An 18,259-nucleotide genomic window follows, 5' to 3' on the forward strand; every position below is an offset into this window, starting at 1 on the left:
AAAAACAAATTACAGAGTAAAAACTCAAATTGTACATTTATTCAACAAAAGGATATACCTGATCATGAACTCACCTTAATGAGGATACAACATGAAAACACTACACTACGCCGCGCTGGCACTAGGGCTCAGCGGCACGCAGATACATGCACAGGGCCAGCACCATGATGCCACGGCTTATCAGCTACCTGAAGATGCACTGACGCAACATGCGATTTCTCCGCTGCTCAACATTGACCCACAACACTTTCTGTTCAGTAACCCGCTACAACAAACAGACTGGGAAGCTCTGCTTGCAAGTCATGCTCCCCATCTGTTACCTCAGCTTGAAACCCTGCTGCACTGGGCAGGTCATGCCAGCATTAACCCTAAGCTGTTATTAGCGCTGATGGAACAACAGAGTCAGCTACTCACCGCGCCCTCAGCCAAAGCGTTCGAACAGCCATTTGGCTCGCTGGTGTCACAATCAGGATTTTCGGCGCAACTGGCAGCAATCACCACAGCCCTGTCGCAACGCTATTACGCTTTTGAACAGCAGCAGGGTCAGCACTCAGACGTGTTACATCACACACTCAGCCATGCCCCCTCAGTCAGCCCGGCGACGTTTGCCCTGCACACACTACTGGGCGATCAAGGTAACGTTGCCAAAGTAGCCAGACACTTCCAGCAGCTGTTCGGCGATGCTCTCCTTAACCCACAAGCACACGTACAGACCTCCAATACAGAGTCCGTGACGATTAAGAACAATTTTTATCTTAACTTTCCCTGGCCCTCTGGCTATGCCTGGTACAGTGGTGGCGCACACTCTAATACCGGCTCTGGTTACCCCTATTCATCACTGGACTTTAATAACAACTCAGGCGGTTGGGGGTCGAATACGCCCTGGGTCCAGGCAGCCCACGGCGGAACCGTGACCCGCTACTCACGCTGTAATATCCGCGTTACACATCCCAGCGGTTACGCTACTCAGTACTATCATATGGACGCCTTGCAATATCAGACTGGGGACGTGATTGATGCAGGTGCCTGGCTGGGTCGCTATGCCAATGACTACAACACAGCGCTATGTCAGGGTGGCCAATCCAGTGGGCCGCACCTGCATTTTTCATTGCTTTATAATGGTCGTTTCGTGTCTCTTCACAACACTTATATCAGCGGCTACCGGGTGGATGTGGGTAACTATAATTACGACGACAACTGCAATCGTTTTTACTTTGAACGCAATGGCTATCGCACCTGTGCATGGCGAGCCCTCTACCGATAAATATCCAACCAACCGAGGTGGTCAGGCCAGCAACCTGGCCACCTGCTTACGACTCCCCTGTGAGGAACAGGTAATGCAGCAGGTCCAGCTCTTACGCACTGCCTGACCAATTCTCCGTCACCTTACCCGCGATCAAGTGGAATGTTCCAATACGAGATACGGCTCCGGTCAGTTCCAAAAATTGAAAATAAGTACTAAACATCCTGTAAAAAATATGTATATTTAAGTTAATGGAACAACAAAAGGACAGTCGAGAAAATGATGTATTCAGACAACCAAACGCGTGGTGCTCTGTTCGTCCTGACAGACCAAAAGACCAACACGCTAAGTCAGGATTTCCTCATGTTTGTCAAAATGCTTGAGGCTTGCGGTAACAATATCAAGGTCGATACCCGCCTGCCCGTCACTGAGCAACGCTCACAATACCAGCTGTTTCTGGTCGATGTCAGTCATCGCGAATGTCGCGATTTACTCAGCGCACAGCTCAGGGCGTTGGCACAACATCACAGCGTCTTGTTATTCAATGCCTGCCCGGATACTCTGAACGAACAAACCGCCCTACTCGCCAATGTTAAAGGTGTGCTCTATCAGGGCGCTTCACCAGAAAGTCAGTTTAAGGGCATCCAGCGCGTACTCGGTGGTGAACTCTGGTTCGGCAGAGGCGCGATTTCACTGGCATTCAGCGCTCTGATGCAGCGCCTGCCGCAAACTTTGCCAGCACTGTCGGACGAGCAGCGTGATATTACCCTGGCCTCGCTCACCAAACGCGAAAAATCCGTGATCCGGCTACTGGCCGATGGTGCCAAAAACGACGACATTGCCGACTCTCTGAATATCAGCAGTCACACTGTTAAAACCCACATATACAGCGCATTTAAAAAGACCAACTCACGCAACCGAATTGAGCTGGCCAACTGGGCCCAGCAACATATTCCATTTGGCGGGCTGGCCAATTAACCAGCCTGCGGCTGTGTGGATTTTGCCGCCCAGACCCCTTTTTCGAGGCCCTGATGGACCAGCAACGTCAGGGCTTTTTCTATCGCCTGGGTAACACAGATGTGCATAGGCTCATTTTCACTGTATCCGGCTTCGGCCTCTGCGAGCCGTTTATAACTCACGTAGCGGAAAAACCCCGCACGCATTTCTTTAGACAATACTTTTTTACTGGTGGCGACCGACAACAAGACTTGTCCGGTACGAACATCGACCGCGCGCAGATAAATACTGATGGTGTCCTCACGGTACAATTCGGAGGCGCCAATACCGAAGTATTCCATTCCCATCCCACCCGTTTTTATATTGGCGTCGTAGCTGATGATCCCCCCTTCAAAGATCAGCTTGGCGTGGGTTAACGGCGGCAGGCTGTTGGCGTTATCTTTATCCTGCATCGCGGCCCGGGTGATCTTACGCTCGGTCAGCAGGTTTTGCAGTCCCTCACGCTCAATAGGAATAAACCAGTCGGTTTCGTGCAGCGCCTGCATCAGGATCGAGTTGGCTCCCTGAGTCACCGCCGTCGAAAATGAACTGACATTTTCCTGAGGCTTATATTGCCCTGTTTGGTCACGAAACGAATACACAGAAACCGGGATAGGTCCGCGCGGCGCTGGCAATGCCTTCAATTCACTAAACACCTCAGTGGCTGCCAGCGGCTCAGCCTTTACTGTGGGCGGAGGCAGTACGGGCAGAGCGCTACAGGCGCTCAGCAGTAATATCACACAGGTAATACTCAGATACTTCATTAACCAAACCTCGGTACTTCCAGCGTCGTAATGTCTCCCGTAAGGGTGTTTGTGATCTGCACCGTAATGGAATCCGGTGTGCTGGTGATCACCTGTATTTCGTAATCACCACTCATAAAGGTCGAGTCTTTATCAAAAATACTGTCCTCGACCTCATCGCCAAATGCGGTGGATGTGATTTCCCGCACCATGCGATTCAGGTAGGTCCGCTCCAACGATTCCTGAAAGCGGTCGCCGTAGGACTTTTCAATCACAGGTGCGCGATGCTTATTTTGTGCCTGTGCTTTGTTTAACAGCATATTGGCATTGAGAGGATTACCGCCAAATGACGGGTTAATGGGCTTGTAGACCAATTCAGTGGCATGCAGCGACAAACTGCATAGCGCCCCAAAGCAGCATATTATTGTTGTTTTCATTGTTACCACCCGCTTGTTGCTAAATCTGGAGAGTGTTGCTGATGCTGTGCACTGGCCATGGCGTCCATAATGGCAAACAAAGCTGCCTCAACGCGCGACTTAAGTGGCCCACCACGACGCCCCATGGCTGTGGCATACACCAGCTGGTTGTTCATAAATACCTGTAACCGGGTGCCAGCGCGCGGCAGTACGGTTTCTTTAATGGTGATATTCACACCTGCTGTCGCCGGTACATCGCGCCACAGCTGTGAAAAGTCAAAATAAAACTGATAGCCAAAACGGCTAATACTCTGATCAATGACCAGCCCGCCCAGTTCGACCTCTTCGTCGGCTCCCTGGCTATACGGGGTAAAGCTCAAAAGCCAGACACCCAAAATAAATAGGTAAATCTTCATGGTGTTAAACCTGGTCACAAAGCCATCCGCTTTGTGACCAATTTGCTTACTGCTGAGTCACAGTCGCGACATTGTAGTCACCGACCTGAGTGATGTTGATAGTCTGGCCACTGCCATTAACTCCACCCTCAACCAGGTTGCCAAAGCCGTCCTGATTAATCTGGATGTTGTTATCGCTGCCATTCACAACGAATGCACCTGAACCCACACCAGCAACAAAGTTAGCGCCGCCGGTTTGTTCAATCGCAATGTCGTTACCATTGCCTTCAAGCATCAAATCGATAGCATTGAGCTCGCCATTTTGGACCAGATCAAGCTGATTCAACCCGCTTTCAGTCACAGACGCCAGCGTAACTGACACGCCATTGCTGTCACCTGTTTGCGCAACATTTAGCATATTATTATTGCTGGTCAGCGAGTTATCAGGATGCGATGACTGCAGCACAACCTCATTGTTATCACCATTTTGGATAACACCGACTTCACTGCCATTGCTATTAAATTTCGCAATGTGTAGCTGGTTGTTGTCACCTAGTTGCAAGGTGCTGTATTCATTGTCATTGCCCGCAGCGCCCAGATATGCCTGGTTATCGTTACCACGCTGCTGCGCGTCAAAGTCGTTGTCATTGCCAACCACATCGAACGTTGTCTGGTTGTTGTCACCTAGCTGTGCCACCGTGACATAGTTACTATCACCGCCAAACAGGGTCGACGTCATGCGGTTATCATTGCCTTCCTGCTCCAGATCAATGCGGTTACTTTCACCTTGCAATTCGGCCATTTCAACTCGGTTACCATCACCAGCGCTTTGTTCTGCCTGTAACTCGTTATCATTGCCGGCTAGCGTATCAATGGTAAACTTGTTGTAGTTACCTTCCTGAGACAAGCTCAGATCGTTGTCGTTGCCCTGCAGACTCGCCAGATTTAGTTCGTTGTAGGTTCCGTTCTGGTCAACCTCGATGCTGTTCTGATCGCCCTGTACACGGTCAATATTCACTTCACCCCAGGTCCCTTGCTGAACAGCCGTCACCTGGTTATTGTTACCCTGCATGTCGGTATTATAGAACCAATGACCGCCACTGCTTTGTTCAACATGAATACGGTTACCGTCACCATTTATGGTATTGGTGACTTCGTTGTTGATCCCCAGGTAACCAACACCACGCTGAGTGATGTTCAGGTTGTTATCGTTACCATTGAGCTCAGTCAGTGCACCATTTTGTTCACCATCCTGGCTGTATTCCTGCGTATTGCCATCGCCCACAGCGGTTACTTTGGTCAGATTGCCTGTACCAGCTTGCGCAACCGTGGTGATATTGCCATCTCCCGCAATTGACACTTCGCTGACGTTCGACTCGCCTTCTTGTGAGCTGGTGAGTGCATTGCCCGCACCATTATTAGAACGCTGAGTTACCGTCAGCGTATTTCCCGTATTATCAATCTGGATCAGCTGTGCCAACTCAGACGTTGAAGCTGCTTTTGCCTCTGTGTCGGCAGCCTGTGCAACGCTGACACCAGATAATGCCAATGCAATTGCACAGCAGGTCAGTGATTTTGAAAATTTCACCTGGTTCTCCTTAGAGTTATTAATCGTTATTTTGCAATTTCCTTCAACTCGCATTGCTTGCCTGCTGGTTTAGAACGTATCGTCTTAACGGAGGTTGCCGGCTCCTAACGTACGCTGAAACAGACGCAATACACTGTTAACCCGGGTTATCTTCAGCTTCGCTCACAAAGACCGTCGTCCGTCACCGGATACCGTCAATGAGCGGGGCCGCGTTCATACTCGCTTAGTCATCAAAGCCTGAGTCCGGTGCTCAGCGTCTGGCTGAGCAGTGTTTGCACGTTTTTTCGAACTCATGTAGCCACTCTAGAGTGCTGTGTTAGTAAGGGAAATTAGAAATAATTTGGATTCTACTAATCATATAAAATTCATACAGTTAAAATGAAAAATTTCAATTTACCTATATTAGTACGAGACAATCTCACAAAATAGTATGAGTCAAAGAATAATCAGTTCAGGACCGCAAAGCTCACAAAAAAGCATGAATAATGCCCTATCAAAACCAACTAAATGCCAAAAAAGCAGTATTTTAACGACTTTTTTACATGTTGAAATTGCATCCGTAATTCAGGCTGTTTTAGCGTGAGCTGAGTTGCCAAACCGAGTTATCGACCGTCGGCCTGAGGGCTTGGCGGATCACACATCATGCCCACTTAGTCGAGCACACACCATGACGTCATGGTTAACAAACCAACTTACTATCTAGGACAAATGATGAAATTAAAATTTTCTGCCTTAACACTGGCATTACTGCCACTTTTCAGCGGTGCAGCTCAAGCTGCGGTACAGATCACAGCAACAGAAAAAACCAATGACAACAGCGTCATCGTGGTATTCAAAAAAGAGGCATCCAGTGCGTTGCGAGCTCAGGCTCGTAGCCTGGTAAAAGCGCGTATCTCAGATAACAACGCCGACGAAGTAGATGATCGTTATAAGCATGTTCTGTCAGGCCGTCTTGCCAACTTCAAACTGGATGGGATCAGCAGCAAAGAGGCCATTGCCAAACTGGCTAAACACCCGGCAGTAGAATATGTCGAGCCAGACTATCAGGTAAAAGCACTGGGTATTCCTGACGATGCGCGCTTTGGCGAGCTATGGGGTTTGCATAACACAGGACAAACTGGCGGTGTGGACGATGCCGACATCGATGCACCTGAAGCCTGGGATATCAGCATCGGGTCACGAGATGTGATTGTCGGGGTTATCGACACGGGTGTGGACTACACGCACCCGGACCTGGTAGCAAACATGTGGCAAAACCCGGGTGAGATCGCAGGCGATGGCATCGACAATGATAACAACGGTTTTGTTGATGATGTTTACGGTGTCAATACCATCACAGGGTCAGGCGATCCTATGGATGATCAGGGCCATGGTACGCACGTATCGGGCACCATAGGCGCAACGGGTAACGATGCCACCGGTGTAGTGGGCGTAAACCATGAAGTATCGATTGTGGGCTGTAAGTTCTTAGACTCTTCAGGTAGTGGTTCAACCGCAGATGCCATCGAGTGTATTGATTACATGGTATCTCTGAAACAGGCTGGCCATAACGTTCGCGTTCTGAATAACAGCTGGGGCGGCGGCGGTTTCAGTCAGGCGCTATCGGATGCAATCACAGCCAGTGAAAATGCCGACATCCTGTTTGTGGCGGCAGCCGGTAACGGCGCGGTCGACAACGACAGCAACCCACACTACCCTTCAAGCTATGAGCATGACAGCGTATTCTCTATCGCCTCAACCACAGACAATGACACTATGTCGTCTTTCTCACAATGGGGTCTGACTTCTGTTGACATGGGTGCACCGGGTAGCGCGATCCTGTCAACTGTGCCGGGCGGTGGCTACAGTAGCTTCTCAGGTACTTCGATGGCAACTCCGCACGTCGCAGGTGCTGCGGCGCTGGTATTGTCGATTGACCCTACACTGGATACTCTGTCGCTGAAAAACCTGCTGATGCAAAGTGGTGATGCAAATGCAGACCTGGACGGCAAAACCGTTGCAGGCACACGTCTGAATGCACATCAGGCGCTACTTGATGCCGATCCGACACCGGGCTTTAGAGTCGGTGTCACACCTGGTACCCAGGAGATCACAGCGGGCGATACGGCCAGCTATGAGTTCAATTTCACTTCAGTTGCTGACTGGCAGGGTGACATCGCGCTGACGCTGGACAGCGCATTGCCAGGTGCTGTTCTGTCACAAAGCACAGTTACTCCGGGTAACACTGTGACTCTGACTGTCCCCACTACAGCAGATACTCAGTGGGGCGATTACAGCTTCACCGTCAACGCCACATCTGGCGATTTGGCTGAAAGTAAAACGGTTAGTCTGTCTGTATTGCCGCAGGGCCTGAGCGACTTCAGCTATGACAACACAACGGCTGTGGATATTCCTGATAACGACGCTAATGGCATCAGCTCAGTAATCACCGTTGCTGATGACATCACTATTTTCGGCAGCAGCACACTGGTGGACATCACTCACACCTATATTGGCGATCTGCTGGTCACCCTGACATCTCCGGCGGGTACCTCAGTGACGCTGCATAACCGTGCTGGTGGCAGCGCTGATAACCTGGTTGATACCTTCAACTCTGCGGCCTTCAATGGTGAAACGGCACGTGGTGACTGGACGCTAAACGTGTCTGATAACGCGGGTGTGGATACCGGAACACTGAATAACTGGACCCTGACACTCACAGGCCTTGGCGAAGTTTCTGCGCAGCCTCCGGTCGCAGGCTTCAGCTTCGAAAAAGACGGTCTGAGCGTGGTCTTTACTGACAGCAGTACCGATGCCAATAACGATATCGTCAGCTGGCAATGGGACTTCGGAGATGGTAACAGCAGCAGCGAAGCAAGCCCGACACATGTCTATACCGCGTCTGGTACTTACTCTGCTACCCTCACTGTGACTGACAGTGAAGGCAACAGCAACAGTACCACGCAGGAAGTCACCGTCAGCTCTGATGATATTGCGCTGGAAGTGGTACGCACTAACAAGTCACGCCTTGGCTTCTACCGCGTGTCATTGTCATGGTCTGGAAGCAGCGCTGACCAGGTCGATATTTACCGCGACGGTGCACTACTTCGTACCGTGAACAACTCAGGTCAGTTCCGTGATTTCGGCCGTGACCCGGCGGTTACCGGCTTCACCTACAAGATCTGTCAGGCAAGTGACATCTGTTCGAACGAAGTGAGTGTGAGTTTCCAGTAACCTGGTTTGATTAACTTCATTCCAGTAACCTGGTTTGATTAATCTCGCTTGATTAACGTCATTCGAGTAAATCACGACAGGGCCGCATATCAATGCGGCCCTGTTTATATTGTTATTGTCTGCAGGTTTGTTTGATGATGTTTATTTGTCTGGCAATTTCTTTGTCGTTTTTATCGCCTTTGGCCACCGCCAGATCAACCTTTGCATTGTTGCATTTATCTCTGAGCTCCTTATCCATCAGGTATACCTGATCCTGTTGTGCCTGAGCCAGGCCATCAACCCCATTGTATTCCTGACGCTCCTCGGGAGCCTTGTCTTTCTCATACGGCGCGGGCTGAGATACCTGACAACCGCCCAGTGCCAGCAAGCACAGCCCTAAGAGTACACTTTGTTTTTTCATATTATTACTTCCTGATATGACGAGATCCCGATGGTATCATACGGTTCTAAAAAAGGAACAACCTGACACTCAGCGTCTCGTCACACATTCGCATTTTACTAACCCGGCATTTCATATAGTTCCAGGGGTAAGCCATCAGGATCAGCAAAAAAGCAGAAACGTTGCTGGGTATAGGGATCAACCCGGATAGATTCACAGCTCACCCCTTGAGCAAGCAATGCATTGCGTGCCGCCTCTATGTCGGTGACTGACAACGCAAGATGACGCAACCCCTGAGCTTCAGGGTAACTGGGTCGCGCAGGTGCCGAGGCAAAGTGAAACAATTCAATCTGAGTGCCGTCGGGCAGTGACAGGTCCAGCTTATAACTCTCACGTCCTGGCTGATAATGTTCGGCGACGACTCGACAGCCAATAATATCGGTATAAAAAGCTTTAGATGTCTCATAATCTGAGCAAATAATCGCGACATGGTGAACACGCGTAATAAAATTAGCAAGCATAGGTGTTTACAGTAATCAGAAAACCCCTACTGTGCCTTAACCCTATTAGGGTGTCCACCACATATCTTCACACTTAACTCTGTCGTAATGCCTGCGCAGGCGGTGCTTTAACCTGATGTGAGACTGGCAATAGAGTGGCCAGCAGTACCAGCAAAACGATAAAAGCAGGGATCCCAAGCAGTGCCCATACATAACTGTGAGGGTCGATGTTCATGGCACCTGTGAGCTGTCCACTGATCCACAATGCGCTAAGCCCTCCCACGATCAATCCCACTGCCAGCTGCACAAGCGCCTGCCTGACAAACAAACCAACCACTTGTTTATCTGGTGCGCCAAGGGCACGCCGGGTGGCAATCTCCTGACTGCGCAAAGTAATACTGTTCGCAGACATTGCATATATGCCACTGGCCGCTAAAAACAAGGCGACCAGCCCGCCGACTAAGAACACCTGATTGAGTGATTCCATCAAAAGCAAAGGCTGTTTAATTAAACTCTGATAACTCTGGATCTGGTGTACCGTTGCATCCGCATCCAGGTCAATTATAATCTGCTGCAACGCAGCAATGGCCTCTGATTCATCGCCACTATAATGCACAACTATATTCATCCACCACGACCGCAGATCCATCAGGCCATAACCGGTATACGCAGTACTGGTGGCATTCAGTGTCGGGCCATGAATGCTATCAGACACCACACCGACTATGGTCCGCCATTCCGTATGCCAGCCTTCTCCATCCAGAGTACGAATACGCTGCCCCACAGCACTTCCTTGTGGAAACAACTCCCGTGCCATCGCCGCATTAATAATGACCGGTGATCCACTGTTACGCAGTTCACGGCTATCAATGGCCAGATCTGTCAGGTTAAAATCGCGCCCTTCAAGCAGCTGCATACCAACCGTTCGCCACGCATCCCGACTGACTACTTCAAAGTTCCACATTGGGTTGTCACTAAAAACCTCTGCCGCCTGTCCCTGGATCTCAAAGTGTGAGGTGCCTCCGCCAGTCCCCGGCAGACTACTGAAATAGGCAACACTACGCACGTTTGGAAGCTGTTCAAGCTTTTCTTTAAGCCCATAGTAAAAATCATTGCGCTTTTTTCGCGCTTGTGGCTCCCCCCCATTCCAACGATAACTCCCCCACGCCAAACGCACCGACGCTGTCAGACGCTGCTCGGTTTGTACACCATAATCCGCCTGTTGCGCAGCCAAACTACTCCCCAGGAGCATTGCTGCAATGACCAATACGACACAGGACAAAGCGATTTCGGTAATCACCAACACTTGATTCACTCTGCCCGCACGTTTACTGACAGCACCCCGGGTACCGTCACGTAAAATGCCATTCATATCTCCTTGCAAAGCACGCCACGCCGGAATTAAACCGGTGATGAGTATCATCATTAAAACAGCGCCAAGTAACATCCAGACTGAGTCCTGCGATAAACTGATCGTCCACCAGAAAGGGCGTGCACCGTTCAATGCAAAGATCTCGTCTAATGCCTGATTGGTCAGTGTCATCCCCCATTGTGCCAGCCCCAATGCCAATATTCCGCCAAAACAACAAATCAAGGTGCTTTCCCACAGCATCTGCAAAATTAAACGCCGCTGTGGCACACCCAACGCAACCCGAATAGCCACATCACGGATCTGCTCATTCACCCGGGCCAGCAGTAAATTACCCACATTGATACAGGTCAGTAGTAAGATCAGTAACACCACCAACATCATGGCCACCAGCACAGAATAGTGCTGATACAACACATCGACGCTGAGTTTAAATGGCACCGCCTGCAGGTAGCCACCCGGCACATCAGAACGCCAGGCAAACTCCTGTGGCAGGGTCTGGATCTGGCGCTGCAACAAAGTGGCCAGCTCATGTTGAAACTGTGCCAGAGTAACATCAGGCTTAAGCCTGGCTATTGCCTGCAGCCCTCCCCGATTCGACGGGTTGGCAGGCGATAGCCGGGTCTGAGTCATAATTTGCCAAACCTGAGCCTGAGTTGGAAACGCAAACCCAGGCGGCATGACACCTATCACTTGTACAGGGATAGCCTCAACCTGAACCACCTGGCCAATAATATCTTCATTGCCATCGAAGACCCGTTGCCAGATATCATGGCTCAGCACCACCGCTGACTGTGTTTCATTTTGCTGATCAGCCGGGCCAAAGCTGCGGCCAAGCAAAGGTTGCACACCTGCTACCTCAAATATATCCCACTGTACGTAGCTCAGATGCACTTTTTGCGACATGGCTTCGTTACCCAGCCTGCCCACAGTGCGCACTGCCGATTGATACATACTCATACTCTGTAATAACGTACTGTGCGCCTGAACTCGATTCAGATGATAGGGATCAACACGCTGGCGGACACCATGGGCAGCCTTAAACTCACCTGCAATGGCAATAAGCTGCGTATCCTGACCTAAAGTCAGGGGCTTAAACACCAGCTGCTGCATCAGCGTATAGGTGTACAAAGTCAGTGCCAGTCCCACCGTCACAATGGCAGTGGTGGTCAGGGTAAACAGGGGCTTTTTCAGCAGCAGCCGAACTGCATATCGGATATCTATCCAGGCAGGCATACTCAATTCCTCTTCAGCAAATTGCCACTTACACTGCAATGGCAGCACGGGCAGACGTGGGACTGTCCGACACAATTGCGCCGTCTTTCATTTCGATGATCCGCCCGGTACGTAATGCCGACGACATATCGTGGGTTACCATGCAAATCGTCGCGCCGTTATGGTGCAGGGTATCTAACAGTGCCATCACAGCTGCGGCATTTTTGGAATCCAGATTGCCCGTTGGCTCATCCGCTAAAATAATCGCAGGCTCCCCGGCAATGGCTCTTGCGATGGCCACCCGTTGCTGTTGCCCCCCAGATAACTGAGCAGGAAAATGACTGGCGCGATGGACCATCTCCACCTGCTCAAGTGCCGTCGCGACACGTGCACGTCGCTGCTCTCGGCTGAGGTCCTGACGATATGTCAGTGGTAAAGCCACGTTATCCTCAACATTCAAGTCACTGATCAAGTTAAATGCCTGAAAAATGAACCCTATTTCCTTATTTCGGATCCGTGCGCGTTCATTTTTATCTATCTGTGCAGCATCATGCCCTGCCAGCCAGTAGGTACCATCGGTCGGGGTATCCAACAACCCAAGCTGAGCCAGCAAGGTCGACTTACCACAGCCGGATGGCCCTGTGATGGCAAGGTACTCCCCTTTTGAGATCCGTAAATTGATGTTGTTCAGCGCCCAGGTTTCGACATCATCGCTGACAAAGACTTTATTTAACTGGTTTAGCTCAACCAGCATTTCATGGTTTGGATATTGAGTTGACATACTCGGGGCTCCTGTAGAGTGGGGGCTAATACTGCGCAGAAAACGGCTGACTAAAGCGTACGTTGCTGTGCTGCCAGTGTGACGTGTCCGACAAAATGATGCGGGTGCCGACCGTCGCACCATGTTCAATTTCAATGTACTGGCTGGACATATGACCAAATGTCAGAGGCTGCCGACTGGCCTGCTCGCCAGACTGATCCAGCAGGTAGAGACTGGCCTGACTAAATCCACTGGCCATGACAGGGCGTTTAACAAATAAGGTATCAGCAAGCGTTGCTATCTCTATGACCCCATCCACACTCAAGGCCGGACGGACTTCTTTGGGCAGCGCTCCACTGAGCGCCACTTCCACCAGCACCGCGCTATCGCTGACGGCCGGATCAATGCGCTGTACTGCGCCCTTGATCTGGCTTGCCCGGGTATCCAGCACGACAGCCTGACCAATCTGTACATCTTTGATCTGGTTTTCCGGTACACGCAGCTGGGCAACAAACTGATCATTTCTGGCCAGCATAGCCAGGTTACTTCCGGCACTGATCTGCTGGCCAGGTTCCAGTGGCATGGCCTGGACAATACTATCCATGGTGGCGATTACTGTGAGCCCGTTCACCTGTTGTTCAATGCGCTCGACCTGCTTGCGCAAACTGTTGAGCCTTGCGTTACCGGCGCGTAACTGCGCGGCCAGGTTTTCGCGCCGTTTATCAAGACGCTGCTGCTCTAGTAAAAAACGCTGGCGAAACTGGGCGACATTGATTTTAACTTCTTCAAAATCAATCTTAGAGACGGCAACGATCCCCTGCGCCAGCAGCTTTTCCTGGGCAGCCAGGGTCAGTTCGGCGCGTTCCAGATTTAGCTTTTCATCAACCACCGCAATTTCCTGATCGAGCAAAGCAGACTCCAGCGTCACCTGCTCCGCATGGGTCTGTGCTTCCAGTGCTTGTAACTGCCAACGCGCCTGATCAAGCGACTCTTTCAGTTCAGGGTTACTCAGCTGCAGCAGTACATCCCCCTGTTTTACCTGCGCGCCGGCTTTCTTAAATACCTGTTCCACCCGGCCATCTACCGGGGTCGTTATCCAGCGGATCTGAGCGGGTACCAGCACGCCGCTGCCTCGTACCGTGACTTTTAGCTCACCCCGGCGAACGGTATCAATCAACAACGGGGCTTTATCTACCAGGTTGGTCGCGCTAGTATGGCGGTTAAAAAACACAGCCATGCAGGTCATCACAACCAAGCCCAGTGCGCTCATCGCTTTGCCTTTATGTCTTAACAGGGGGCTTTTTTTCGTTCTCACTATATCCATGGTGACTTCTCCAACGGGACGATGCAGTCTACTTTAGAGGGCGTATGGGCGTGACAACAGGCAAGCTATGTAAAATAAAACGGCGCAGGTTTTACAAAAGTTTACGTGCACTTTGGCGCCGGGCCAGCTAGATTTTTCACATCACTGGCCGCGACTAAAAAGGGAATAACAACAAGATGAAACCCACCCTGCTGATCGTAGAAGATGAACCAGCCATCCTGCGTGGTCTGACCGATTTATTTGTTTTTCATGGCTATGACGTCGACAGTGAAATGGACGGTGCACAAGGTCTTAAACGAGCACAACAGAACGACTATGCCTGTATTTTGTTGGATGTCATGTTGCCATCAATGAGCGGCTTTGAGATCTGCGAAGCACTCAGACAAACCTCTGCAACTCAACCCATTATGATGTTGACGGCCAAAAGCACCGAGCAGGACATTATCAATGGCCTGAGCCTAGGAGCCGATGACTATGTGGCCAAACCCTTTTCAACCTCGGAACTGGTATTGCGCATCAATGCGCTGGTGCGCCGCTCGGGCTGGAGCCAGCATGAAGAAGAGCTGCTTCTGAGCAAAGACGTCTGTGTTTGTCCGCACACACTGACCGGAACGTCTTATCAGCTGCCCGTCAAATATACGCGTCGCGAGGTCAGTTTATTAAGTTACCTGCTACGTCAGAACAAACCCGTCAGTCGTGATGAGCTATTGCATCAGGTTTGGGGCTATAAAACCGTGGGGGACATAGATACGCGTACGGTCGATATTCATATTGCCAAGTTGCGCAAAAAAATAGAGCAGGATCCTAAGTCACCACGCCATCTGGTCACCCATCGTGGTGAAGGCTATCAGTTGTACACTCAGTAACGGCATCGCTATGTGGTTTAAAGATACTCAACTAATGAGCTATACACAGCGCAAACAGAGACTGCGCTGGCTGGCCGGCACCTTTTTACTGTGCCTGTTAATACCACTGGGTATTTTGCTCTACTTTGGTTTTGCACAGCTTAAACAGAACCAACTGAACACCTATCAGGAACAGGCTCGTCACCTGATATTACAAATTGACCGCAAGATGTTTAAACGCCGGCTACTTACCGATGCGCTGCCAGTCAACGCATTTGACTACTATCAGGCGGTGTATAACCCACTCACCGACGAAACCCTGCAGATGCCCTCAGTACTGTCACATCTGGATCCTGCCAGACCAACGGCCACCCGCCCTATTCAGGGGCTGGTCGGTTATTTTCAGTTTGATGCACAGGGTCGGTTCAACAGTCCAATCTGGCCAGAGCCCCTGTCGGATAAGGACATTGCAAATCCAGTTTCAGAGCTAAAGAAAGCCTCACCCGAGTTACAACAACGTTACGAACAGGCAAGGTTCATATACCAGATCCTGTCTAAATCCGAGGCATTACAGAGCAAGCTGTCGCAGGGATTAAGCAAAGAAAGCGGCCTGTACCAGCTGTGGTTTGATGTGCCTGGCTACTTTATTTTCTACCGTCTGCCCAAAGTTGGCGCGCAGCGAAAGTTGCAAGGTTATCTGGTCAGGCGAGAGCCGTATTTACTGAGCCTTGTCAGTGAGTACCTGAGCCAAAGTCAGTTTGACCTCCCGGTTTTACTGACGCTGGATGCAGATAGTTCAAGCGGCTCCAATGAATTGTATAATGCAATGACAGCTCAGCCGGAGCCAGTGCATTTTTTACTTACCCATTCACAGTCGCCTGCACGTCGCCTGGCACAAACCGACATCCCCACTGACCTGAGTGAGCAACTCTTATATAGCGACACCCTGCGCTGGCCATTTAACAACTACACATTACACTTTACGACCCATACTCTGCCCATGAGTCAGAGCATGCTGTACAGCAGTGTGTTTGCCCTGTTGCTGATACTGACAATTCTGGGTGCCTGCTACGGATTTTATCGGCTGAGTGTTAAACAGCTGGCGCTTGCAGAGCAGAGAATGAATTTTGTGTCTTCGGTCAGCCATGAGCTCAAAACACCGCTTACCGCCATTCGTATGTATGCCGAAATGCTGCGCTCAGGTACTGTGGTATCGACGGATGCCCGGCAAGACTATTACGGCTTTATTCACAGTGAAAGTGAGCGGCTAAGCCGTCTGATCGACAATATCCTGCTCCTGACACGGTTGAATCATCATGATCAGGACGGACTGAGCCAGGTCAATCCCGAATACGTGCCAGTCACTATGCTGGCCGATATTATTCGTTCAAAGACATCAACCTTGCTAGATAAACACGCCTTTACCCTGAATATGGCCATTGAGCCTCCTTTGTCTGAAGAGGCCGCCGTGTTAGTTGATCAGGATGCGTTTGCGCAGGTGGTGATTAACATTACCGAAAACACCGTCAAGTTCTTCGCTGCCGAGGGCATCACCGACCCGGCACGCAGACAGCTCGACATTACCTTTAGACGCAACGACCACAATCGAGACAAACTGGAGCTGGAGATCCGCGATTACGGTCCCGGTGTGTCGCAACAACAATGCGATAAGCTATTTGAGTTATTTTATCGGGGAGGCAGTGAACTAACCCGCACAACTCAGGGAACCGGGATTGGACTTGCGTTGGTCGCACAACTGGTCAGTGCTCAGCAAGGCCAGATAACAGCCCACCGGATGACACCAGGCCTGGCGCTAAGGCTGACCTTACATACTCAACATCTTAACCTTATGATGCCCGAGTCGGTGACTCAGGCATAGATGTGTTGCGCCGTTATGCGGTCCAGCAGTAGGTTTTTGTCCAGCACACCGGGTAACTGTGGCAAACAATGGGGTTACTGGCACTGGGCCCATTACCAGCGGCGATAGCCTGAGTATTGTGCGTGTCCAGTGTTTTGTGGCTGAGGTTTTTGACTGGTGATTTTTTGAGTTTGAGTTGCATAGCTTGTCCTTACATGTGTTTTTGAGTGAGTCAGTGCCTTACTCCAGCACCAACAGAGTACACACTCAGAAAACAGCATCTGAGCGTGTGGTCAAAATTCAACCACACCTTTAGCAATAGTCAATCTCATTTCCTTCAACTTAGCCAGCCCCCGCTTTTAAGCATCAAACACTCAGCATAAAGTTTGCGTCTTAATCCACAATGGCAATTTGAGGGGATAGACGTCAGTACCTAAATTATATATAACCTTCGCTACACTTTGATACATTTTGGTGGTGACTGTTACGACTTCTTCAACAGCTCCTCGCTATGCTGTTCGTATCGAAAGTGATGACAGGAATAAAAATAATGAACAAGGTATTGGTACACACACTGGCTGTTTGCCTTTCTCTGGCAGGCGTAACCAGTGCACCTTTGCAGGCGGCTGAGCCTGTAGAGGAAAAACGCCCTGACAGTAAAGGGTATATGGCAATTGGCGTTGGCGCTTTCGCAGGGCAAGGGCCCTTTGGTGATGCGGGTGCAGGCCTGGGTTATTTCATTAATGGTGCTTATGAGTGGGATAACGGTTTGTTTGTTGAGGTCCCGGGTGGGCCCAATAATATTCTTGGCAGCACCAGCGTAGGCTACAACTTGTACCGCACCGACCACTGGGATGTGGATTTTCTGGCCTCATCGGCACACTCAGACGCCGATACCAAATACATTCAACAAGATGGCTCCGAGCTGCGCTTTACAAAAAACCAGACTAACTACCTGGGTGTGCGCTTTCGTGGGATATGGTCAGGGCTAAGATTTCAATTAATAGCAACTCCTAAGCTAAGTGACGACCGAGGCACTTATATGAGCTCGCAGATCAGTAAACACTGGACTTTCCAAAACTGGCACCTGTTTGGCGCGTATCGAGTGAATTATCTGTCGGGGGATTTGTTGAATTATTACTATGGTGTCAACAACACAGAGAATAACAATAATAACAGGATCAGCGGGTTACCTAAGTATATAGCGGGTAGTGGCTTGTCGCATAGCTTGCACCTTGGCGCCACCTATCCGCTCACAGAAAACTGGCTGTTTGATGCGTCGTTGCGCTACTATCAGACTCCCAGCGCCGTTGCCGATAGCCCTATCATACAGAACAACCTGATGCGTGGTGACAACCGCAGCCGTAATGCATTGGGGTTGGGTCTGTCCGTCAGCTATGTATTTTAGGGGGCAA

16 protein-coding genes are annotated in these 18,259 nt (G+C 50.4%); 6 read left to right on the forward strand and 10 right to left on the reverse strand.

The window, feature by feature from the left end; all coding sequences use genetic code 11:
- Window positions 1-91 precede the first annotated feature (91 nt).
- Both ACXAH1_RS11045 and ACXAH1_RS11050 read left to right on the forward strand, forming a co-directional pair.
- Entirely contained in the window at window positions 92-1,264 is a 1,173-nt protein-coding gene (locus tag ACXAH1_RS11045) for a M23 family metallopeptidase (RefSeq protein WP_475196680.1), read from the forward strand.
- 258 nt (window positions 1,265-1,522) lie between these two features.
- Window positions 1,523-2,221 carry a helix-turn-helix transcriptional regulator gene (locus ACXAH1_RS11050; RefSeq protein WP_054016008.1) on the forward strand — a complete coding sequence of 233 codons (699 nt, stop codon included), beginning with the start codon at window positions 1,523-1,525 and terminating at the stop codon, window positions 2,219-2,221.
- Here the strand turns inward: ACXAH1_RS11050 and ACXAH1_RS11055 are convergent.
- The 4 genes from ACXAH1_RS11055 to ACXAH1_RS11070 are packed head-to-tail and all read right to left on the reverse strand — an operon-like array spanning window position 2,218 to window position 5,381.
- Window positions 2,218-3,003, reverse strand: a complete 786-nt coding sequence (locus tag ACXAH1_RS11055; protein WP_253047920.1) for a CsgG/HfaB family protein — start codon at window positions 3,001-3,003, stop codon at window positions 2,218-2,220. The genes ACXAH1_RS11050 and ACXAH1_RS11055 overlap by 4 nt on opposite strands.
- Window positions 3,003-3,419, reverse strand: a complete 417-nt coding sequence (locus tag ACXAH1_RS11060) for a curli assembly protein CsgF (protein WP_138544679.1) — start codon at window positions 3,417-3,419, stop codon at window positions 3,003-3,005. Before ACXAH1_RS11060 ends, ACXAH1_RS11055 begins: the two co-directional genes overlap by 1 nt.
- Window positions 3,420-3,421: 2 nt before the next feature.
- Window positions 3,422-3,814 carry a curli production assembly/transport protein CsgE gene (locus ACXAH1_RS11065; RefSeq protein WP_253047922.1) on the reverse strand — a complete coding sequence of 131 codons (393 nt, stop codon included), beginning with the start codon at window positions 3,812-3,814 and terminating at the stop codon, window positions 3,422-3,424.
- Between the two features lie 46 nt (window positions 3,815-3,860).
- Entirely contained in the window at window positions 3,861-5,381 is a 1,521-nt protein-coding gene (locus ACXAH1_RS11070; RefSeq protein WP_475196683.1) for an autotransporter outer membrane beta-barrel domain-containing protein, read from the reverse strand.
- Between the two features lie 711 nt (window positions 5,382-6,092).
- Here ACXAH1_RS11070 and ACXAH1_RS11075 point away from each other — a divergent pair.
- Window positions 6,093-8,594: a S8 family serine peptidase gene (locus ACXAH1_RS11075; RefSeq protein ID WP_475196753.1), complete on the forward strand. Its 2,502-nt coding sequence runs from the start codon at window positions 6,093-6,095 to the stop codon at window positions 8,592-8,594.
- A gap of 112 nt (window positions 8,595-8,706) precedes the next feature.
- Here the strand turns inward: ACXAH1_RS11075 and ACXAH1_RS11080 are convergent, their stop codons facing one another.
- From ACXAH1_RS11080 to ACXAH1_RS11100, 5 genes are all read right to left on the reverse strand, one after another.
- Window positions 8,707-8,994 carry a hypothetical protein gene (locus ACXAH1_RS11080; RefSeq protein WP_475196684.1) on the reverse strand — a complete coding sequence of 96 codons (288 nt, stop codon included), beginning with the start codon at window positions 8,992-8,994 and terminating at the stop codon, window positions 8,707-8,709.
- 98 nt (window positions 8,995-9,092) lie between these two features.
- Entirely contained in the window at window positions 9,093-9,494 is a 402-nt protein-coding gene (gene gloA2 / locus ACXAH1_RS11085) for an SMU1112c/YaeR family gloxylase I-like metalloprotein (protein WP_475196686.1), read from the reverse strand.
- Window positions 9,495-9,567: 73 nt separating this feature from the next.
- On the reverse strand, window positions 9,568-12,078 hold the full coding sequence (locus ACXAH1_RS11090; RefSeq protein ID WP_475196688.1) for an ABC transporter permease: 2,511 nt from the start codon (window positions 12,076-12,078) through the stop codon (window positions 9,568-9,570).
- Window positions 12,079-12,106: 28 nt separating this feature from the next.
- On the reverse strand, window positions 12,107-12,838 hold the full coding sequence (locus tag ACXAH1_RS11095; RefSeq protein ID WP_475196689.1) for an ABC transporter ATP-binding protein: 732 nt from the start codon (window positions 12,836-12,838) through the stop codon (window positions 12,107-12,109).
- Window positions 12,839-12,863: 25 nt separating this feature from the next.
- Window positions 12,864-14,141 (reverse strand): HlyD family secretion protein, encoded by a 1,278-nt coding sequence (locus ACXAH1_RS11100; RefSeq protein WP_475196691.1) that lies wholly within the window; start codon window positions 14,139-14,141, stop codon window positions 12,864-12,866.
- Between the two features lie 176 nt (window positions 14,142-14,317).
- On the opposite strand from ACXAH1_RS11100, the gene ACXAH1_RS11105 reads away from it, so the two are divergent.
- Together ACXAH1_RS11105 and ACXAH1_RS11110 are read left to right on the forward strand one after the other, a co-directional pair.
- Window positions 14,318-15,007, forward strand: coding sequence for a response regulator transcription factor (locus ACXAH1_RS11105; RefSeq protein WP_475196693.1), 690 nt, complete (start codon window positions 14,318-14,320; stop codon window positions 15,005-15,007).
- Window positions 15,008-15,017: 10 nt separating this feature from the next.
- Window positions 15,018-16,865 (forward strand): sensor histidine kinase, encoded by a 1,848-nt coding sequence (locus ACXAH1_RS11110; RefSeq protein ID WP_475196694.1) that lies wholly within the window; start codon window positions 15,018-15,020, stop codon window positions 16,863-16,865.
- 13 nt (window positions 16,866-16,878) lie between these two features.
- On the opposite strand, the gene ACXAH1_RS11115 is transcribed toward ACXAH1_RS11110, so the two are convergent.
- Window positions 16,879-17,046 carry a hypothetical protein gene (locus tag ACXAH1_RS11115; protein ID WP_171045299.1) on the reverse strand — a complete coding sequence of 56 codons (168 nt, stop codon included), beginning with the start codon at window positions 17,044-17,046 and terminating at the stop codon, window positions 16,879-16,881.
- A 348-nt stretch (window positions 17,047-17,394) separates the two neighbouring features.
- On the opposite strand from ACXAH1_RS11115, the gene ACXAH1_RS11120 reads away from it, so the two are divergent.
- On the forward strand, window positions 17,395-18,252 hold the full coding sequence (locus ACXAH1_RS11120) for a MipA/OmpV family protein (RefSeq protein ID WP_475196696.1): 858 nt from the start codon (window positions 17,395-17,397) through the stop codon (window positions 18,250-18,252).
- Window positions 18,253-18,259: the final 7 nt, after the last annotated feature.

Source organism: Pseudoalteromonas sp. AWH4_217, assembly GCF_056161105.1.

Coding starts and splice junctions, on each gene's coding strand:
- ACXAH1_RS11045 (WP_475196680.1), top strand. CDS start 92: ATGAAAACACTACACTACGCCGCGCTGGCACTAGGGCTCAGCGGCACG.
- ACXAH1_RS11050 (WP_054016008.1), top strand. CDS start 1,523: ATGATGTATTCAGACAACCAAACGCGTGGTGCTCTGTTCGTCCTGACA.
- ACXAH1_RS11055 (WP_253047920.1), bottom strand. CDS start 3,003: ATGAAGTATCTGAGTATTACCTGTGTGATATTACTGCTGAGCGCCTGT.
- ACXAH1_RS11060 (WP_138544679.1), bottom strand. CDS start 3,419: ATGAAAACAACAATAATATGCTGCTTTGGGGCGCTATGCAGTTTGTCG.
- ACXAH1_RS11065 (WP_253047922.1), bottom strand. CDS start 3,814: ATGAAGATTTACCTATTTATTTTGGGTGTCTGGCTTTTGAGCTTTACC.
- ACXAH1_RS11075 (WP_475196753.1), top strand. CDS start 6,093: ATGAAATTAAAATTTTCTGCCTTAACACTGGCATTACTGCCACTTTTC.
- ACXAH1_RS11080 (WP_475196684.1), bottom strand. CDS start 8,994: ATGAAAAAACAAAGTGTACTCTTAGGGCTGTGCTTGCTGGCACTGGGC.
- gloA2 (WP_475196686.1), bottom strand. CDS start 9,494: ATGCTTGCTAATTTTATTACGCGTGTTCACCATGTCGCGATTATTTGC.
- ACXAH1_RS11090 (WP_475196688.1), bottom strand. CDS start 12,078: ATGCCTGCCTGGATAGATATCCGATATGCAGTTCGGCTGCTGCTGAAA.
- ACXAH1_RS11095 (WP_475196689.1), bottom strand. CDS start 12,838: ATGTCAACTCAATATCCAAACCATGAAATGCTGGTTGAGCTAAACCAG.
- ACXAH1_RS11100 (WP_475196691.1), bottom strand. CDS start 14,141: ATGGATATAGTGAGAACGAAAAAAAGCCCCCTGTTAAGACATAAAGGC.
- ACXAH1_RS11105 (WP_475196693.1), top strand. CDS start 14,318: ATGAAACCCACCCTGCTGATCGTAGAAGATGAACCAGCCATCCTGCGT.
- ACXAH1_RS11110 (WP_475196694.1), top strand. CDS start 15,018: ATGTGGTTTAAAGATACTCAACTAATGAGCTATACACAGCGCAAACAG.
- ACXAH1_RS11115 (WP_171045299.1), bottom strand. CDS start 17,046: ATGCAACTCAAACTCAAAAAATCACCAGTCAAAAACCTCAGCCACAAA.
- ACXAH1_RS11120 (WP_475196696.1), top strand. CDS start 17,395: ATGAACAAGGTATTGGTACACACACTGGCTGTTTGCCTTTCTCTGGCA.